The organism is Paracoccus sp. 22332 (assembly GCF_052045125.1).
In the GTDB taxonomy this organism is placed as follows: domain Bacteria; phylum Pseudomonadota; class Alphaproteobacteria; order Rhodobacterales; family Rhodobacteraceae; genus Paracoccus; species Paracoccus haematequi_A.
On record NZ_JBQEOI010000009.1, the window covers coordinates 46310 to 62731 of the forward strand.

Sequence of the window (16422 nt, forward strand, 5' to 3'; positions counted from 1 at the left end):
CATGGACGATCAACACGGCCTCATCGGCCACAACAGCGGCGCCGTCGCCCCCTATGACGAAGCCAAGTTCCTGGAACTGAAAGGCCGCGTGTCGGCTCTCGCCGAGACGGGCGGGACATGGCTGGATCTCGGTGCGATCGACACCGAGGAACGCGCCCAAAAGGCGGTCGATTTCACCGCCCAGGTCAAGAAGGCCGTCAAGTCCATCGAGGACGAACGCAAGGCCGCCAAGCAGCCGCACATGGACGCCGCCAAGGCTGTCGATGATGCCTACAAGGCGCTTTCTGCTCCGCTGACCAAGCTGGCCGACCGGCTGTCGGCCCTGATGACTGCCTATCAACGCGAGCAACAGCGTCGCCTGGACGAAGAACGCCGCGAGCGTGAGGCCGAGGCTCGTCGCGTGGCCGAGGAATCCCGCCGCGCGGCCGAGGAAGCCGCCCGCCGCAACGATGTGATCGGCGAAGCCGCCGCCGAGGAAGCCGCAGCGGCGGCAGAGAAGGCCGCGAAGGCCGCCGCCAAGCCGGTTGTCGCCCGCCTGGAAAGCGCCACGGGCGGCGCCCGCACCGTCGCCATGCGGACCTACTACACCGCGCATTTCGACCCGGAACTACCCGAGGACGTGGCCCGCACCAAGGCGTTTGTCGTGCTGTCCAAGAACCCCGAACACCGCGCCAAGCTCGACACCCTCTTGCTGCAACTGGCCGAGGCCGAGCGCCGCAGCAAGGACGGCGCCGACCAGATCGCCGGCATCACTTTCACCACCGAACAGAAAGCTGTGTAATGAACACGACAACCGCCCTTCGCCCCGCCCCGACCGCGCCCAACAGCATCGCCGCCAAGCCGCTGCGTCAGGTGGGCAACGTCCGTGAACTGCTGGTCAACGACATGGCTAAAGGCCAGCTTGCCGCAGTCGCCGCCTCTCACATGAAGCCCGAGCGCATGATGCGCCTGATCGCCAACGCGATCCGCGTCACGCCGAAGCTGGCCGATTGCGAGCCAATGTCCCTTCTTGGCGCCCTGATGCAATGCGCCAGCTTGGGTCTGGAACCGAACACGGTGCTGGGCCACGCCTATCTCATCCCCTTCGATAAGAAGCAGAAGAACAGGGAAACCGGACGCTGGGAAACGGTCGGGACCAATGTTCAGCTTATCGTCGGATACAAGGGGCTGATCGACCTAGCCCGCCGGTCAGGCCACATCACCAGCATCTCCGCGAATATCCACTATTCCGACGATGACCTCTGGGAATACGAGGAAGGGACCGAGGCCACGTTGCGCCATCGTCCTGGCAACCTCGAAGGTCAGAAGCTGCACGCCTATGCCATCGCCAAGTTCCGCGACGGCGGGCACGCTTATGTCGTGCTGCCCTGGGCGCATGTCATGCGGATCCGTGACAATTCGGAAGGCTGGAAAACCGCCGTTCGCATGGGTGGCACCGACAAAAGCCCGTGGAAGGCGCATGAGGACGAAATGGCAAAGAAGACCGCCATCCGTGCCTTGGCCAAGTATCTGCCGCTGTCCGTCGAGTTCCAGGATGCGGTTCAGTTGGACGGAGCCCGCGCCGACTATGGCGCCTTTGCCCTGAACCCCACGCACGGCATGGCCGAAATCGAAGCCGTTTCGCAGAACGGCGACGAAGACGGGGTGCCTTATGCGGGCGAACAGGTCGATGCCGAAACCGGCGAAGTGACCCGGATCGAGGACCGGCGCGGGACCGAACAGACCATCGAGCAGCAGCGCGAGCCGGAACGGGCCGAGACGCCGCGCGAGGAACCCGCGAAGCGCCAGACCCGCACCGCCAAGCCGAAGCAGGAAGAAGCCCCGGCCTTGGCGCTTGAAGGCGAGACAGCCCACGCCGCGGATCCCGAAATCGGGGCCTTGGTCGAGCGGGTCCGCGAATGGGCGCTGAACGACATGCACGACGGCGCGTCGGCTGAATCCACCATCGCGGCCTACGAGAACCAGCTTGGCATCATCAAGAAGTCGGACGCGAAAGCGCATGACGCCTTGGTGGCCGAGATCCGCGCAGCCAAGCAACAGGGCTGATCCCGCCTTTGTGGTGAGCCGCCCCACGCGGGCGGCCATCCATAACGGCAACTGCTCACAGAAAGGAAAGAGCGTGTCCCATACCCCAGAGCTAAGAAGTCTGGACCAGATGCTGTCGCTTGCGGACAACGGCGACTATCTGCCCGACCTGCTGTCGCGCATAGAGGCAAACAACGTCGAAATGCGCCAGTTCGCGCAGGACTTTTCGACCGGCGCCAAGGGCAAGATCACCATCACCATCGACATGCGGCTTGATCGCTTCGGCCAGATGGAAATGGCGATTGAGGACAAGATCGTTGGTCCCAAGCCGCCGAAGCACAAGGCCGTCGGCTGGGTCACGGGAACGGGCGGCCTGACCACCCACAACCCCGCCCAATCCCGCATGGAAATCCGCGACGCAGGCGAAGGCCGCCGCGAACTGCGCGCAGCCGACTAAGGAGACATGACTGTGACTATCGAAGCACCCAAGAACATCGCTGAAACCATCATCGAGGAATTCCGCCACACGGGCGAGTTCCAGGTTGTCGTCCAGCCTGACGCCAAAGCCCCCGATGCTCCGTTCCTGATCGCCGCCCCCGACGGCATCCGCATCCATGATCTGACCGAGCAGCACCGCAAGGCCGCCCAGGCACTCAAGCCGATGCAGCGCACCGGCCAAGCCAAGCTGGACGACCTGGATAGCATCATCGAGTGGACCAACCGCTTCAAAGGCAAGGAAACGGTGCTGTTCGGTCAGCTTCATCCCACCCCGAAGCTGGTGTCGGTCATCGACTATCACGGCGAGGGCGCTTTCACGGTTTCGCCTGACATGGGCGACCCAACCGCGAACTACGGCCGCCACACCGCCCTCTATACCTTCCCTGTGTCGCAGGAATGGAAACGCTGGAACGCCATCAGCGGCCAGCCTCTTTCGAAAGACGAGTTCGGCGAGTTCATCGAGGAAAATGCAAAGGACTTCCTCGATCCGACTCCCGCCTTGCTGGGCATGGGGGCAGGGGATCCGACCCCTTGGGAACAGCGGATGATCGACGTTGCCGCCAAGATCCAAGGACGCTTCGGCCAGTATGCCGCACTCGCCGCCTTGTCGCGTGAGTTCCGCGTGCATGAAACCGGACACCTGCAGGTGACGACCAACCGCGACACGGGCGAAACGCAGGTTCAGTTCCTGGACGAGCATCGCGGACCGGACGGTCAACCGCTGCGCCTGCCCAACTTGTTCATGATCGCAATTCCGGTTTTCGAGGAAGGCGCTCTTTATCGGCTGGCCGTGCGCTTCCGCTACCGCAAGGCGGGCCAGGACGTGAAGTTCTTCGCCACCCTCTACAACCCCGACGCCGCGCTGCGTGACGCAGCTCGTGAGGCGCTGACGATCGCACACGAAGGAACCAACGTCCCGCTTCTGATTGGCACGCCGGAAATCGGCGCCAGATAACACCAGACACCGCGCGCCCTCATCCTCCCTGCGCGCGGCACGCGCCCGGCCATCCCCTCATCCCTGGGCCGGGCGCACCTAACACCCTCCAAGGACAAGACCGATGACCGCGCATCCTGTTTCCCTCGCCCGCCTGCAAGCCGCGCAGCAGATCATCGCGGAGCGGCTGATCGAGAACCTGGACTATGCCGACGCCTTCGAGCGCATCGAGGCGGAAATCGCCTTGGCCGAGGCCCTGGCCGACCCGAACCCCGTCACCCGCGCACGCCGCACCATCGCGGCCCGCAGCACCCTGGAAGCCTTCATGAACGCAAAGGAAGCAGCATGAACCGAGACATGATGCGCGCCCTTGAGGCCGACGCCGCCCGCTTTTCCGACAACCGGCGCACCTGCTGCGCTGACCCCCACCCGACATATCCGAAGGAATAAGACCATGAGTGACATAACCTGGGACGATGCTGGCGAATGGGTCAGCGATACGAACGGCAACCGCTGCTCGGTCACGTATTTCGGCAACAAAGATGCGGCTGAACGGGCGTTGAACAGCCTCAAGGGGTGCAGGAATTGCATCAACTGCTCGGACTGCTCGCGCTGCTCGTACTGCTCGGGCTGCTCGGGCTGCTCGGACTGCTCGGACTGCTCGTACTGCTCGGACTGCTCGTACTGCTCGTACTGCTCGTACTGCTCGGACTGCTCGTACTGCTCGGACTGCTCGTACTGCTCGGACTGCTCGTACTGCTCGGACTGCTTGTACTGCTCGGACTGCTCGGACTGCTCGGACTGCTCGGACTGCTCGGACTGCTCGGACTGCTCGGACTGCTCGGACTGCTCGGACTGCTCGTACTGCTCGGGCTGCTCGCGCTGCTCGGACTGCTCGGGCTGCTCGGGCTGCTCGGGCTGCTCGGGCTGCTCGGGCAAAACAGGTGCCCTTACAGTCCCTGAAACGCCGAAGATCGAGAACATCCACAGCGCAGTGTTAGCTGCGGTCAGCGCCGAGGGTGCGCTTGATATGGGATCCTGGCACACCTGCGAAACCACGCATTGCCGGGCCGGTTGGGTCGTCCATTTGGCCGGAGAAGCGGGCTATGCGCTTGAGCGGTTTTTCAACACCGAACTGGCCGCGATGAAGATTTACGAGGCCAGCGGCTACAAGATCAATCCGGCTCGGTTTTACGACACATCGTCTGATGCACTCGCGGACATGCGGCGGCTCGCAGATGGTGAGGTATCCGCCACCCCGGAAGGCGGTTCAGCATGACCGCCCAGAGCAACACCGGAGGGGCGGGGCTGACCTTCGCATTCGAGCGCAGCGACAAGAAAGCTGATGCCCCGCGCTTTACGTGGTCAGTCGTTGGCCCAGACGGCGGCGTCCATATCTGGGCACAGGCTCACACCGCCGAAAGCAAGGCAATCATGCACGAGGATTTCTATGGTGGCATCGAATGTCACTGGCGGAAATCACAGTATGGCGAAAGCCAGCCGTCGCATGATCATTGCTGGCTGCTGAAAGGGCCGTGCTGGCATGATGGTTCCAGCCTGTATTTCAGCGACCACATTGCCCCGATCCTCCACATCGCCCGCATGGAAGCACCGGGCATTCGCGCTTTCATGGAAGCGGAATTAGCGGACTGGTATCAGACGAAGATCGCCGCCCGCCCCTCTGCCACGGAGGGGAGCGATGATGCCTGACCCCATAGACACGGACGCCCTGCGGCTGCCGACAGTGCGCTGCAACAACTGCATGACGGACTGGTCCGAGGACGATCTGGAAGGCCGGAACTGCGCCGTAGACGGCGAACCCTGCCAAGCCTGCCCGAACTGCGGCACCGATCATCACCTGATGGATCTCGACATGGACAGCGGCGTGGTCGGGACGATCAGCACGGCCCGGCATCCTGTGGTCCGCTATAGCATCGGCCATGAAGGCGGCGACGTTTTCGGGCTGGACAGCGATTATGATGGGCCGACACTGACGGTCGAGGTCGCGGACCTGGATGACGCCTGTGCGATGCTCTCGGACATCGCCCTCGCCCCGCAGCTTGCCGCCGAGAACCTGGCCCTGCGCGCCGACCTGTCCGCCCTCCGCGCCCGTGAGGCGGAGATGCGGGCGGCGCTGCGCCCGTTCGCCGAATACATGCACACCAACGAGGGGCGGATGGATTGCGACTATTTTGGCAAGCCTTTGCCTGATGATCTGACCGTGGGATGGATTTACCTCACGCATGGCGATTTCCGTCGCGCCCGCGCCGCCCTGTCGCAGCCTGACAGCGGGGAGGGGGCGACGTGACCTGGCGCCAGGAAGCCGCTGCGATCATCGCGCAGGCAACGCGCAACCTTCCCGCCGACGCGCCCCTGCACGAACGCAAGCGCGTCGTGGACGCTGCCAAGCCGGGCTGGTGCATGAGCTGGCCGCAGAAAGCATGGCAGGCCGCGCGCCGCGATTACCTGGTGCCGTTCGGCTACCAGCCCAAGACCAAGAAGGCGAAGCAACAGGCAGCCGCAGGGATGCCGCTTTTCGAGGACCACCCCCATGACTGACCAACCCACCACCCCCGCGCAGGTGGCCGTGAAGCCGCTGCTTAAGAGAGACACGGCAACCAATCTCGGGTGGACGCTCGACTTTGAACTCCTTGAAAGTCTCCGTAACGAAGCAGGTGATTACGGTAGGCTCACGACATTGGAGGCTGTCGAAGCCGTTGCCCTCGCTGTTGAGGCCCGCATCCGCAGCGCCCTGATCCCCGCCCCGTCGCCCGAGGAACAGGAGCCGGTGGCGACTGCGGCCCGCCGCATCCTCGAACTCTACGATGATGCGATGCACGACCTGCTCGACCCCGGCGCGCACGGATCGCACCCTGATAGCGACGAAATGGCTGAACTGCGTCGCATCGTCGGTGCTCAACCGCACCAGTGGTCGCCCGCCCACCCCGCACCGGTCCCTGCCGTGCTGGATGATGTGGCGCGGCTGGTAGCGGAACTGCGCGCTGATGCCGAGATGCATCAAGACCTGCTGCCGGACCGCGCCGCCGACGCGCTGGAAGCCCAAGCCGCCGAACTGGCGCGGCTGCGGAAGGAACTGGCCCGCGTCAACGAGGCGCTTGAATGGTATGGCGACCAAGCGCGACTTGCCCGATTGATCCATAGCGGAGGGGATGCTGGACGCCACGCGCTGCAAGAGGATGGTGGCACTCGCGCCCGAGCCGCCTTTGCCCGCAATGACGCCCTTCGCGCCGCCCTCGCCCAGCCCGCCGATGGCAGTCACGGGGAGGAAGGGTGATGCGCCGCGTCCTAGCCTATGTCCTGCCGATGAAGTTCCTCGGCTATCATTTCACCGACAAGGTTTCCGGTAAATCCGTCTGCCGCTGGCAGGAACGTTTCACTGGCCGGATCGTCATGGCCGAGGGGCCGCTATCATTGTTCCGCGTGGAGATTTCCCGATGACCGACACCAGCACCCTGCGCGAGGCCCGTAACAAAGTTCATACGCTTCGACTTTTCGGGCCAATCACTGATCCTCTAGTGAAGAAGTCCGAAGTCCTCGCCATCCTCGATGCCCAGACCGAGCAGCCCGACGACCTTCAACTTTCCGGACCTAAAGTTGGAAGTGCCCCGCAGGATCAAACCGGAGTTTCGACCGCCCCCGATGCGGTGGCAGAGGCGGCGATCCGCAGCGTAACCGCTTTTCTGGCGAAGGAGGCTGACTGGTTCGACAAGAACAACGGGGCACTTGACGGCATCCCCTATCAGCAAGCCGCCAGGACCATCCGCAGCGCGATCAGCATTATGGAAACATCGTGGGGCGCGAGAGAAATCCGCGAAGGCATCGCCAAAGGACATCAGCCATGACAGACACACCTAAGATCAACACGCAAGCGCCTGAGCGGATCTGGCTGCACTATGCCGCAGAAGCCATTGGCGAGAAGCCTGAACGGTGGTGGGAATACCAGGACTACGAGCGCCGCGACCTTGCCGACGCCCGCGCAGCCGCAGCCTGGATCGAGGGACGCGATGCGGCGGCGAATGAGACGGAACGAGGATGGGAAACGGCACCCCGGCAACATGGCGAGATGATGCAGGCTCTTGCCGACAATATCCGCGACTTGCAGCCACCCACCGACGCATCCGCCGCGCTAGACCGGCTGATCGCAGAGCGGGTGCGGGTGGAGGTGGAAGCCCGCGCTGCGGCAGCCGCAGACGAAACGCGGATGATTGTCGAACAGATGCGGAAGGCGGCAGAGCAGACCTGTCAGATCGTCATGGATCAAGCCAAGGAATACGGCATCCCCCAAATGGCCCTTGGCGCGAAAGCCTGCCGTGACGGCATCCGCGAACTTAAGCTGGACGCCGCCCGAGGCAGCAAGGAGGGCCAGTCGTGACGCAGGACAAATGGCCTTCGCACGGACCAGACTTCAACGAATGGCACGACAAGCTGCCGGAGTTCATCGCCCTAATCGAAGAAGCTAAGGGCGAAGGATTTTGGTGCAGCGATTGGGATCTGAAATACCTGACAATCCGCATCGACACCCGAGACAATGGGTGGCTGCTATTCGTTGACGGCATGAATGGAGAGAAGAAAGAGCGCATTGACCCGCAACGAGTGGTGCAGGTCATTGAAAAGCATCGGGAGCGTTGGGGTCGGTCCAAGCCCTACGCTAAGCGGGGCAGCAAGGAGGGCCGGGACAACCCTCGATAGAAAGCACGATCCGCGCCCGAAAACCTGCCCGTGCCCCGCAGAACAGCGCCGTTTTGCGGGGTTGTTCTTTGGCGCTTTCGGCTAGATTGCGATCTTGAGCAGCCATCCGCGAACGTGGTCCAGATCGACTTCCCCGTATTTCTCGCGCTGCAAACGGTGGCCCATCAGCGTGGCTTTCAACCGTTCCGGGAAATCGGCTTTCAGCATCCGCGACTCGAAGCTGTGACGCAGGCTGTAGAGGGTGTGCCGCGGCGTTTCTTTCAGCCCGTTTTCTTCCAGGTATTTATTGATGGTGTCCGATAGACCTGGATTGTCCACATAGGTCGGGAAGCCTGCGGGGTTGCGTCGGGCCGCTTCCAGGCTGACCCCGACCAGGGGAATGTCCCTTTCCGCGAACTGTGATTTCAGCGTGCGGCCTTCCTCGATGATCCTGATGTGCGGCACGTCGGCGTCGAGGACGATGGTATGGGCGTTCAGCGCGGAAATCTCGGACGGCCGGGCGCCGGTATTGACCATGATTTCCAGGATGCCGCGCGCCTCGGCGTTCATGCGGACGATGCCGGGCAGCAGCTTGTCCTTGATCCAGGCGGGCGAGAAGGGCGGGCGGGTTTTCTTCTTCCCTTCATCGAACATCACGCCGTCGGTGTTGATCTTCAGCATGATCTGCGCGTCCCTGGCGACGGGCTTCCACATCGCCATCAGATAGACCATATCCTTGTTCGCGGTAGCAGGTTCGACCTCGCCTGCCGTCACGCGCCGCTGCCACCACTGGCGGAAGTCGAACAGGTCGCGCGTGGTGATCTGGTCCAGGGGCTTGTCGCCCACGACCTTGATGAAGTTGCGCGTGGCCTTCAGCCTGGGCGCCTTGTGGCGGCGAAGCTGGTCCTTGCTCTTGCCCTTCACGCGGACCGCCTCGACCTCATAGAACCGATCGAGCGCCTTGCTGACCGTCAGGTCGGGGGCCTTGACGGTGCCCAGCAGCGCGTCGGCTGTGACCGGATCGACGGCGCCCTTGCTGTCCACGGACGCCTCAACCCGCGCAACCAGTTCCTCGATGGGCAGGCGGGCCACCTGGGCGGCCGGCAGATAGCGGAAGCCCCGAGACTGCGCGATGTCCTTGGCCGCGTCGAACCGCTGCTGCGCATCGCCCACGTCGCCCGCAAGCCGGGCTTCCCATGCCTCGATGAGCTGCTGCCAGACAATCGGTGCCTTCGCCTCGGCGACCTCGCGGCTGTCCGTGGCGAGCGAAACCCGCACCTTCTGGCGCGGGTCGATCCGGGAATACCGGCCCGGCACTCGCCTTATGAGATACCAAGTGTCGCCGCGCAGGACGGGGGGAGTCAGCTTCGCCATGTCGGGGAATGTGCCGTCCATCACACGAACCGGCAAGACGGAAAATGGCGCAATTTGTTCCCTATTTTGTTCCCCATTTTTCGCTGTGCTTCGGAATTATCCGGCCCGTTTCTCGCAAAATCCCCAGCATTTGCTGGGCTTTCGTGATTTTGTGGGGAACAAAGTTGGCGGAGAGGGTGGGATTCGAACCCACGGAACCCTTGCAGGCTCAACGGTTTTCGAGACCGCCCCGTTCGACCACTCCGGCACCTCTCCGCGCTTGTGGGTGGTGAGGCGGGGATTTAGAGGGGTGGGGGTTGAAGCGCAAGGGGTTTTGTCGAAAAAAGCGCCGGTGGCGCGAAAGGATTTCGGATGCTTCGGTTCTTGTGTCTTTGCCTTCTGCTGGCCTTTGCCGGACCGGCCACGGCCCAGCCCTCCGCAGCCGTCGAACAGCAGCAGGTGGCCGAGGCGGTCTGGCATGTGATGCGGATGGACAGCCTGATGCCGATCCTGCGCGACGAGGCTGTGGCCCAGGGCGAGGAGATGGCGGCGGGCCTGTTCCCGCGCGGCGGCACCGGCCGCTGGCTGGATCGGGTCCGGGCCATTCACGACCCGGCGCGGACCAGGGAACTGTTCCTGGAAGGGATGGCGGCCGCGCTTCCCAGGACCGACCTGGCCAAGGTGGCGGAGGGGCTGGTCTTCTATCGCACCGTCTTCGGCCAGCGGATGCTGGCGCTGGAAAACGCCGCGCGGGTCAGGATGAGGGATCCGGCGGTCGAGGCTGCGGCCCGCGACGCTTTCGCCCAGGCGGTGCGGCGGCGCGATCCCAGGGCCGTGCGGATCGCGCGCCTGATCCGGGCCGCCGACCTGATCGAGCCGAACGTGGTGGGCGCGTTGAATGGCGCGGTCGCCTTTTCCAAGGGATTCCAGGCGGGCGGCGGGTTTCCGATGCCGCTGTCGGACAGCGAGATCGTCCGGGAGGCTTGGGCGAAGGAACCCCGGATGCGCGCGGATACCGAAGCCTGGATCGGCGCCTATCTGTTCCTGGCCTATGGCGTGCTGGGCGATGCCGAGCTTGACCGTTACATCGCCTATGCCGGGTCCGCCGGTGGGCTGGCGTTGTCGCGGCTGATGTTCGCGGGGTTCGATGCGGTGGTCTCGGCCACGTCCCATGACATGGGGCTGGCCGCGGCAGCCGAACTGCGCGGGCGGCAGTTGTGAGCGCCCCGGTCCTGCTGGTCGGCATCCTGGCAGAAGCCGCGATGCAGGAGGCATTGGGGCTGTCCGGGGTGCGGGATGACCTGGCTGGCGTCCTGGCGGGCGGGGCCCGGGCGGGGATCGACCGCGAAGGCTGGCCCAGGCTGCTGCCGGGGCAGGGGACTGTCGCCGCCGTCCGGGTGACGCCGAACGCGGCGCTGATCCGCTATGCCCAGGTGATGGGGCTGGCGGTGCGGGACGGGATCCTGGGTCTGGGCGAGGGAGGGGCCGAAGGTCCGCCCCAGGTGCCGCTGGCCGCCGCCATCGCCCGGCATATCCTGGCTGCCCCATCGGAGCGGTCGGTTGCGGACATCGCCGCGCGCCTGCCGATGATCGGAGTCGTGGCGGCGTCGGAACTGCGCGGCGCGGGCAGTCCGCCGTCGGGTGCGCCGCTGGTCGACCTTCGCGCGCCCCAGGATGTGCAGGTCATCGCGCGCGACGAAGCCTTCGCAGGCTATTTCGCCGTCAATATCTGCCAGCTCCGCCATCGCACCCATGCGGGCGGCATGACTCCCGCCCTGCGGCGAGAGGTCTTCGTGTCCGGCGATGCGGTCGTCGTCCTGCCTTGGGATCCGGTCCGCGACCGGGTGCTGCTGATCGAACAGTTCCGTGTGGCGCCGCTGTTGCGCCACGATCCGCAGCCCTGGCTGCTGGAACCCGTCGCGGGGCGCGTAGACGCGGGCGAAACGGTCGAGGACGCGGCCCGGCGCGAGGCGCGCGAAGAGGCCGACCTGACTCTGACGCGGCTGGTTCCGGTTATCCACCATTATCCCAGCCCCGGCGCGTTTGGTGAATACCTGTATCTGTTCGTCGGTATCGCCGACCTTCCCGACGGGATCGAGGGCGTGCACGGCCTGGAATCCGAGGCCGAGGATATTCGCGGCCACCTGATCCCTCGCGACGAGCTGACGCGGATGGCCTTGGGGGGACAGGTAGTGAACGGCCCGCTGGCGATGATCGCGCTGTGGCTGGAACTGCGGCAGGGGGCGATCCGCGCGGAACTGGGACTTGCCTGACGGGCTCACCGGAAGGCGGGGTTGTGCCCTGGCGCGCGTCCTGTGTAGGTAACGCGGAACCCTATCGCTTTCGGAAGGTTGCTTGACCATGCGAATTTGCCCTGATCTTGCCGACATGATCGGCAACACGCCCCTGATCCGACTGCGCCAGGCCAGCGAGGCGACGGGCTGCGAGATCCTGGGCAAGGCCGAATTCATGAATCCGGGCCAGTCGGTCAAGGACCGCGCGGCCCTGTACATCATCCGCGACGCGGTGGCGCGGGGCGAATTGCGTCCCGGCGGAACCATCGTTGAAGGCACGGCGGGCAATACCGGGATCGGGTTGGCGCTTGTCGGCGCCTCGATGGGGTTCAAGTCGGTCATCGTGATCCCCGAAACCCAGAGCCAGGAAAAGAAGGACATGCTGCGCCTTGCGGGCGCGACACTCGTCGAGGTTCCGGCCCAGCCCTACAAGAACCCCAACAACTATGTCCGCTATTCCGGCCGCCTGGCCGAGGCCCTGGCGCGCACTGAACCGAACGGCGCGATCTGGGCCAACCAGTTCGACAACACGGCCAACCGCCAGGCGCATCTGGAAACCACCGGACCCGAGATCTGGGCCCAGACGAACGGCAAGGTGGACGGCTTCATCTGCGCGGTCGGGTCGGGCGGCACGCTGGCAGGCGTGGCGATGGCCTTGCAGCCCAAGGGCGTGAAGATGGGCCTGGCCGATCCCGAAGGGGCGGCGCTGCATTCGTTCTATACCACCGGCGAATTCGACGCGCCGGGCAGTTCGATCACCGAAGGCATCGGCCAGGGGCGCATCACCGCCAATCTGGAAGGCTTCACCCCCGATTACAGCTATCGCATCCCGGATGCCGAGGCGCTGCCGGTGGTCTTCGACCTGCTGGAACACGAGGGCCTGTGCCTGGGCGGATCCTCGGGGATCAACGTCGCGGGCGCGATCCGCATGGCGCGCGACATGGGGCCGGGACACACCATTGTCACGATCCTGTGCGATTTCGGCAACCGCTATCAGACCAAGCTGTTCAACCCCGACTTTCTGCGCGCCAAGGGCCTGCCCGTGCCCGGCTGGATGACGCGCGAAGCCCCCGACATTCCCGAAGTCTACGAAGGCTGATCCATGATCCGCGCTTTCCTGGCTGTCTTGCTGACGGTCCTGTCCCTGTGTCTGTCCCCCGCCCGGTCGCAGGAACCCGCCCTGCCTGATTACGACCGCTGGGACCGGGTGGCCACCCAGGCCGAACAGTTGGCGGCCAGCCCGGATACCGCGACGGCCCAGCTTGAAACCATCCGCGCCGATATCGTGGACTGGCGCGCGCGGTTCCAGGCGGCGCAGGGCGTCAATGGCGAAGCCATCGCCCGGCTGGAATCCCAGATCGCGGCCCTTGGCCCGGCCCCCGCCGAAGGCGCGGCCGAGGCCGAGGATGTCGCCGCGCGTCGTGCCGACCTGCAAAAGCAACTGTCCGAATTGCAGGCCCCGCGCCTGGCCGCGGTCGAGGCATTCAGCCGCGCCGACGCCCTGGTCCGCCAGATCGACAGCAGCTTGGGCCAGCGGGCGGCAACCCAGATGGTCGAGCAATCGACCTCGCCCCTGATTCCGGGAAACTGGCTGATCGCGGCCTCGGAAACCACCCGGCTGGTCGGCGGCATTGCCGAAAATACCGCGCAACGCATCGCCGAACGGGCCACCTGGTCCGAACTGAGGCCGCGCCTTCCCTATGTGCTGGGATATCTGGTCACCGCCATCCTGCTTCTGACGTTGGGGCGGCAATGGGTCGAAACGCTGCCCCGCCGGATTTCGGCGCGGACATCGGCCTATTCCCGCGCTGCCGTGTCCTTCGCGGTGTCTCTGTTGCAGATCGCTCTGCCGATGGGCGGGATCTATCTGCTGATCAACGCGCTGACCGCCACTGGCATCTTCGGCCCTTGGACTCGCCCGTTTCTTGAGGCACTTCCGGGCGCGGGGGTGATCCTGTTCGGATCGTCCTGGCTGGCGCGACAACTGTTCCCGAACCAGTCGATCAACTATGATACCCTCAACATGGGCGCCCATGATCGGCAGCGGGCGCGGTGGCTGGCCCACGCCGTCGCCGTGGTCTTTGCGGTCCATTATGTCGCCTCGCGCGCGTTCCTGCCCCAGTCTGGCCTGATCGAGCGCAGCAGCAGCCTGCAACGCATCCCGCTGGATTTCGCCGAGGGCGCGGCGGTCGTCTATAACTTCGTGCTGATCGTGCTGGCGGCGGCGCTGCTGTTCAAGCTGGGCAATATCCTGCGCCGTTTGAAGCCCTGGGCCGACAAGGCCAGCAGCGCCTATCGCCATCGCGTCTTGGCCTTCGCGGGGATGCTGACGCGCCCGATCGCCATCGTGGCGGTGGGTGTGACGGCCGCGGGCTTTGTCAACCTGGGCAACGTGGCGGTCTGGCCCTGGGCGCAGACCCTGGCGCTGCTGGGGCTTCTGGTGCTGCTGCAAGACTTCATCGCCGACGTGTTCGACATGTTGAAGCGCGGTCAGGAAGGCGCCCGCGAAGGGCTGGCGCCGCTGCTGATCGGATTCGCGCTGATCCTGCTGTCTGTTCCGATCTTCATGCTTATCTGGGGCGCGTCGATCAACGAATTGGCAGAATACTGGGTCCGCTTCCGCCAGGGCGTGACGCTGGGCGGGGTCAGGCTGTCGCCCGGCGCGGTGCTGACATTTGTCGTGGTCTTCGCCATCGGCTATTCGATCACGCGCGGTGTCCAGGGGGCAATGCGCAACTCGGTCCTGCCCAAGACCAAACTGGACGCGGGCGGGCAGAACGCGGTTGTGTCAGGCATCGGCTATGTCGGGATCGTGCTGGCGGCGATGATGGCGATTTCCTCGGCGGGCATCAGCCTGTCGTCGCTTGCCATCGTCGCGGGCGCCCTGTCGGTCGGTATCGGTTTCGGCCTGCAGAACATCGTCTCGAACTTCGTGTCGGGCATCATTCTGCTGATCGAACGGCCCATCGGCGTCGGCGACTGGATCAGCGCGGGCGGCCAGCAGGGCATCGTCAAGCGCATCTCGGTCCGCTCCACCCAAGTCGAGACCTTCGACAAGCAGCAGGTGATCGTCCCGAACAGCGACCTGATCAGCCAGCCGGTGACGAACTGGACCCGGCAGAGCAAGAGCGGCCGGATCATCATCCCCATCGGTGTCAGCTATGGATCGGATACCCGCAAGGTCCACCGGATCCTCAAGGAAATCATCGAGGATCAACCGCTGGTCACCATCGACCCCGCGCCCAGCGTCCTGTTCCGGGGCATCACCGTGGATTCGCTGAACTTCGAGATCAGGGCGGTCATCTCGGACATCGGATCCGGCCTGGGCGTCACATCCGAGGTGTATCACCAGATCGTCGAACGCTTCCTTCGCGAAGGGATCGGGATGCCCTTCACCACCCGCGATGTCTGGAAAGACGGCGACCTGCCGCAGTCCGACGATGAGCAGGAGACGCCGCCGACCCCGGCGCGGGCGGCGCAGCCCGACCTGCCCGACGACGGAAAGTGATCGGCGGAAAGTGATCGGCGGAACCTGATCAGCGGCTGGCCGTGTCCGTATCGGCCAGCCCTTCGCGCGACAGCAGGACCGCGACCGGGCGCAGCCAGGGGATGTGCCAGCAGACGATCATGACCGCCACCATGATCGGCACCGCCAGGAACGCCCCTGCGATTCCCCAGATCGCGCCCCAGAAGGCCAGCGACAGGATGATGCCGAAGCTGGACAGTTGCAGCGTCTGCCCGGTCAGCATGGGATCGACGATGTTTCCCAGGACGAAATGCACCAGCAGGCAGGCGATGCCGACGATGATGGTCATGGTCGGGTCGCCGGTCAGCACGAAAGCCAGGGCCACGGTGATCGCCCAGGCGATGACCGAACCGATATTGGGGATGAAGTTCAGCACGAAGGTCAGCCAGGCCACCGCCCCGGCCAGTTCCAGCCGCCCCAGGGCGAAGATCAGCCAGACCGCCATCCCCGTCAGGGCGCTGACGACGGTCTTGACCACCAGATAGCGGTTCACCCGCCGCATGATCGAGGCCGTGATCTGCCGGATCCGCACCGCCTGCGCCGGATCGCCGGTCAGGCGCTCGACCTTGACGGGCAGCCAGGTCCGTTCGGCGAACATGAAGCCCACGAACAGGATCACCAGCAGGCTGCCCGACAGCAGCCCCGACGCCTGGCCCGCCAGGGACCGCAGCCAGCCTGTGATGTTGAATTCCGTCATCGCGGCCATCAGCCGGGTCTGCGCCTCGGGTCCGAAGCGTTCGATCAGCGACGACAGGGCGATCTGCACCGATTCGGTATAGGCGATGGCGCGGCCCACGACCTCGTTCACCTGGGTCATGATGGTGGTGGACAGCCAGATCAGGCCCAGGGTGATGCCGATCAGCGCCAGCGTCGTCGCCAGCCAGTTCGGCACCTTCAGCCGGGTGGAAATGCCGTGGATCGCGTCCGAGGTGAGCGAAAACAGGATGATCGCGATCGCTAGGCAGATCAGCACGAACCGCGCTTGGAACAGCAGGAACAGGATCAGTGAAAAGGCGATGATGCCCAGGAACCCGGTCTGGAGCCTTTGGCGCAGCACGTCTTCGCTGGGTGGGGTCACGCTGTCCCTCGTGTGGAAAAGGCCC

The 16422-nt window shown here is 64.8% G+C and carries 21 protein-coding genes and 1 tRNA gene; 19 read left to right on the forward strand and 3 right to left on the reverse strand.

What is annotated here, in order from left to right; all coding sequences use genetic code 11:
* Position 1: 1 nt before the first annotated feature.
* The 15 genes from ACTJI6_RS11960 to ACTJI6_RS12030 all read left to right on the forward strand — a co-directional run bounded on the left by ACTJI6_RS11960 (position 2) and on the right by ACTJI6_RS12030 (position 8167).
* Entirely contained in the window at positions 2 to 781 is a 780-nt protein-coding gene (locus ACTJI6_RS11960) for a hypothetical protein (protein WP_440800985.1), read from the forward strand.
* Positions 781 to 2046, forward strand: a complete 1266-nt coding sequence (locus tag ACTJI6_RS11965) for a recombinase RecT (RefSeq protein ID WP_440800987.1) — start codon at positions 781 to 783, stop codon at positions 2044 to 2046. The genes ACTJI6_RS11960 and ACTJI6_RS11965 overlap by 1 nt, the downstream gene beginning before the upstream one ends.
* Before the next feature lie 73 nt (positions 2047 to 2119).
* Positions 2120 to 2482 (forward strand): hypothetical protein, encoded by a 363-nt coding sequence (locus tag ACTJI6_RS11970; protein WP_440800989.1) that lies wholly within the window; start codon positions 2120 to 2122, stop codon positions 2480 to 2482.
* A gap of 6 nt (positions 2483 to 2488) precedes the next feature.
* Positions 2489 to 3478, forward strand: coding sequence for a DUF2303 family protein (locus ACTJI6_RS11975; protein WP_440800991.1), 990 nt, complete (start codon positions 2489 to 2491; stop codon positions 3476 to 3478).
* Positions 3479 to 3581: 103 nt separating this feature from the next.
* A complete protein-coding gene (locus tag ACTJI6_RS11980) occupies positions 3582 to 3806 on the forward strand; it encodes a hypothetical protein (protein ID WP_440800992.1) in 225 nt (74 codons plus the stop codon).
* A gap of 236 nt (positions 3807 to 4042) precedes the next feature.
* Positions 4043 to 4420 (forward strand): hypothetical protein, encoded by a 378-nt coding sequence (locus ACTJI6_RS11985; RefSeq protein ID WP_440800994.1) that lies wholly within the window; start codon positions 4043 to 4045, stop codon positions 4418 to 4420.
* 67 nt (positions 4421 to 4487) lie between these two features.
* The gene (locus tag ACTJI6_RS11990) at positions 4488 to 4736 is read left to right on the forward strand and encodes a hypothetical protein (RefSeq protein WP_440800996.1); all 249 of its coding nucleotides are present in this window, start codon (positions 4488 to 4490) and stop codon (positions 4734 to 4736) included.
* Positions 4733 to 5167 carry a hypothetical protein gene (locus ACTJI6_RS11995; protein ID WP_440800998.1) on the forward strand — a complete coding sequence of 145 codons (435 nt, stop codon included), beginning with the start codon at positions 4733 to 4735 and terminating at the stop codon, positions 5165 to 5167. Before ACTJI6_RS11990 ends, ACTJI6_RS11995 begins: the two co-directional genes overlap by 4 nt.
* Positions 5160 to 5765 carry a hypothetical protein gene (locus ACTJI6_RS12000; RefSeq protein WP_440800999.1) on the forward strand — a complete coding sequence of 202 codons (606 nt, stop codon included), beginning with the start codon at positions 5160 to 5162 and terminating at the stop codon, positions 5763 to 5765. Before ACTJI6_RS11995 ends, ACTJI6_RS12000 begins: the two co-directional genes overlap by 8 nt.
* Positions 5762 to 6016, forward strand: coding sequence for a hypothetical protein (locus ACTJI6_RS12005; protein ID WP_440801000.1), 255 nt, complete (start codon positions 5762 to 5764; stop codon positions 6014 to 6016). Before ACTJI6_RS12000 ends, ACTJI6_RS12005 begins: the two co-directional genes overlap by 4 nt.
* Positions 6009 to 6752 (forward strand): hypothetical protein, encoded by a 744-nt coding sequence (locus ACTJI6_RS12010; RefSeq protein WP_440801001.1) that lies wholly within the window; start codon positions 6009 to 6011, stop codon positions 6750 to 6752. The genes ACTJI6_RS12005 and ACTJI6_RS12010 overlap by 8 nt, the downstream gene beginning before the upstream one ends.
* Complete coding sequence (locus ACTJI6_RS12015) at positions 6752 to 6916, forward strand: hypothetical protein (protein WP_440801003.1); 165 nt, start codon at positions 6752 to 6754, stop codon at positions 6914 to 6916. The genes ACTJI6_RS12010 and ACTJI6_RS12015 overlap by 1 nt, the downstream gene beginning before the upstream one ends.
* Positions 6913 to 7320: a hypothetical protein gene (locus ACTJI6_RS12020; RefSeq protein WP_440801004.1), complete on the forward strand. Its 408-nt coding sequence runs from the start codon at positions 6913 to 6915 to the stop codon at positions 7318 to 7320. Before ACTJI6_RS12015 ends, ACTJI6_RS12020 begins: the two co-directional genes overlap by 4 nt.
* Positions 7317 to 7850 carry a hypothetical protein gene (locus tag ACTJI6_RS12025; protein WP_440801005.1) on the forward strand — a complete coding sequence of 178 codons (534 nt, stop codon included), beginning with the start codon at positions 7317 to 7319 and terminating at the stop codon, positions 7848 to 7850. Before ACTJI6_RS12020 ends, ACTJI6_RS12025 begins: the two co-directional genes overlap by 4 nt.
* The gene (locus ACTJI6_RS12030; protein ID WP_440801006.1) at positions 7847 to 8167 is read left to right on the forward strand and encodes a hypothetical protein; all 321 of its coding nucleotides are present in this window, start codon (positions 7847 to 7849) and stop codon (positions 8165 to 8167) included. Before ACTJI6_RS12025 ends, ACTJI6_RS12030 begins: the two co-directional genes overlap by 4 nt.
* Before the next feature lie 81 nt (positions 8168 to 8248).
* Here ACTJI6_RS12030 and ACTJI6_RS12035 read toward each other — a convergent pair whose 3' ends face one another.
* Entirely contained in the window at positions 8249 to 9541 is a 1293-nt protein-coding gene (locus ACTJI6_RS12035; protein WP_440801007.1) for a tyrosine-type recombinase/integrase, read from the reverse strand.
* A gap of 144 nt (positions 9542 to 9685) precedes the next feature.
* Positions 9686 to 9775 (reverse strand) — tRNA-Ser (locus tag ACTJI6_RS12040).
* 96 nt (positions 9776 to 9871) lie between these two features.
* Between ACTJI6_RS12040 and ACTJI6_RS12045 the strand changes: the two genes are divergently transcribed.
* The 4 genes from ACTJI6_RS12045 (at position 9872) to ACTJI6_RS12060 (ending at position 15301) form a co-directional block, all read left to right on the forward strand.
* Positions 9872 to 10720, forward strand: coding sequence for a hypothetical protein (locus tag ACTJI6_RS12045; RefSeq protein WP_440801009.1), 849 nt, complete (start codon positions 9872 to 9874; stop codon positions 10718 to 10720).
* A complete protein-coding gene (locus ACTJI6_RS12050; RefSeq protein WP_440801011.1) occupies positions 10717 to 11772 on the forward strand; it encodes an NUDIX domain-containing protein in 1056 nt (351 codons plus the stop codon). Before ACTJI6_RS12045 ends, ACTJI6_RS12050 begins: the two co-directional genes overlap by 4 nt.
* 88 nt (positions 11773 to 11860) lie before the next feature.
* On the forward strand, positions 11861 to 12892 hold the full coding sequence (locus tag ACTJI6_RS12055; protein ID WP_440801013.1) for a cysteine synthase A: 1032 nt from the start codon (positions 11861 to 11863) through the stop codon (positions 12890 to 12892).
* 3 nt (positions 12893 to 12895) lie between these two features.
* Entirely contained in the window at positions 12896 to 15301 is a 2406-nt protein-coding gene (locus tag ACTJI6_RS12060; RefSeq protein ID WP_440801015.1) for a DUF3772 domain-containing protein, read from the forward strand.
* A gap of 28 nt (positions 15302 to 15329) precedes the next feature.
* On the opposite strand, the gene ACTJI6_RS12065 is transcribed toward ACTJI6_RS12060, so the two are convergent.
* Positions 15330 to 16397, reverse strand: coding sequence for an AI-2E family transporter (locus ACTJI6_RS12065; RefSeq protein WP_440801017.1), 1068 nt, complete (start codon positions 16395 to 16397; stop codon positions 15330 to 15332).
* Between the last annotated feature and the right edge of the window lie 25 nt (positions 16398 to 16422).

Excerpts from the sequence above, each read along its gene's own strand:
- ACTJI6_RS12045 (WP_440801009.1), top strand. The coding sequence starts at position 9,872 with ATGCTTCGGTTCTTGTGTCTTTGCCTTCTGCTGGCCTTTGCCGGACCG.
- ACTJI6_RS11990 (WP_440800996.1), top strand. The coding sequence starts at position 4,488 with ATGGGATCCTGGCACACCTGCGAAACCACGCATTGCCGGGCCGGTTGG.
- ACTJI6_RS11995 (WP_440800998.1), top strand. The coding sequence starts at position 4,733 with ATGACCGCCCAGAGCAACACCGGAGGGGCGGGGCTGACCTTCGCATTC.
- ACTJI6_RS11980 (WP_440800992.1), top strand. The coding sequence starts at position 3,582 with ATGACCGCGCATCCTGTTTCCCTCGCCCGCCTGCAAGCCGCGCAGCAG.
- ACTJI6_RS12035 (WP_440801007.1), bottom strand. The coding sequence starts at position 9,541 with ATGGACGGCACATTCCCCGACATGGCGAAGCTGACTCCCCCCGTCCTG.
- ACTJI6_RS12015 (WP_440801003.1), top strand. The coding sequence starts at position 6,752 with ATGCGCCGCGTCCTAGCCTATGTCCTGCCGATGAAGTTCCTCGGCTAT.
- ACTJI6_RS12000 (WP_440800999.1), top strand. The coding sequence starts at position 5,160 with ATGCCTGACCCCATAGACACGGACGCCCTGCGGCTGCCGACAGTGCGC.
- ACTJI6_RS12055 (WP_440801013.1), top strand. The coding sequence starts at position 11,861 with ATGCGAATTTGCCCTGATCTTGCCGACATGATCGGCAACACGCCCCTG.
- ACTJI6_RS12025 (WP_440801005.1), top strand. The coding sequence starts at position 7,317 with ATGACAGACACACCTAAGATCAACACGCAAGCGCCTGAGCGGATCTGG.
- ACTJI6_RS12010 (WP_440801001.1), top strand. The coding sequence starts at position 6,009 with ATGACTGACCAACCCACCACCCCCGCGCAGGTGGCCGTGAAGCCGCTG.
- ACTJI6_RS11975 (WP_440800991.1), top strand. The coding sequence starts at position 2,489 with ATGACTGTGACTATCGAAGCACCCAAGAACATCGCTGAAACCATCATC.
- ACTJI6_RS11960 (WP_440800985.1), top strand. The coding sequence starts at position 2 with ATGGACGATCAACACGGCCTCATCGGCCACAACAGCGGCGCCGTCGCC.
- ACTJI6_RS12060 (WP_440801015.1), top strand. The coding sequence starts at position 12,896 with ATGATCCGCGCTTTCCTGGCTGTCTTGCTGACGGTCCTGTCCCTGTGT.
- ACTJI6_RS11965 (WP_440800987.1), top strand. The coding sequence starts at position 781 with ATGAACACGACAACCGCCCTTCGCCCCGCCCCGACCGCGCCCAACAGC.
- ACTJI6_RS12020 (WP_440801004.1), top strand. The coding sequence starts at position 6,913 with ATGACCGACACCAGCACCCTGCGCGAGGCCCGTAACAAAGTTCATACG.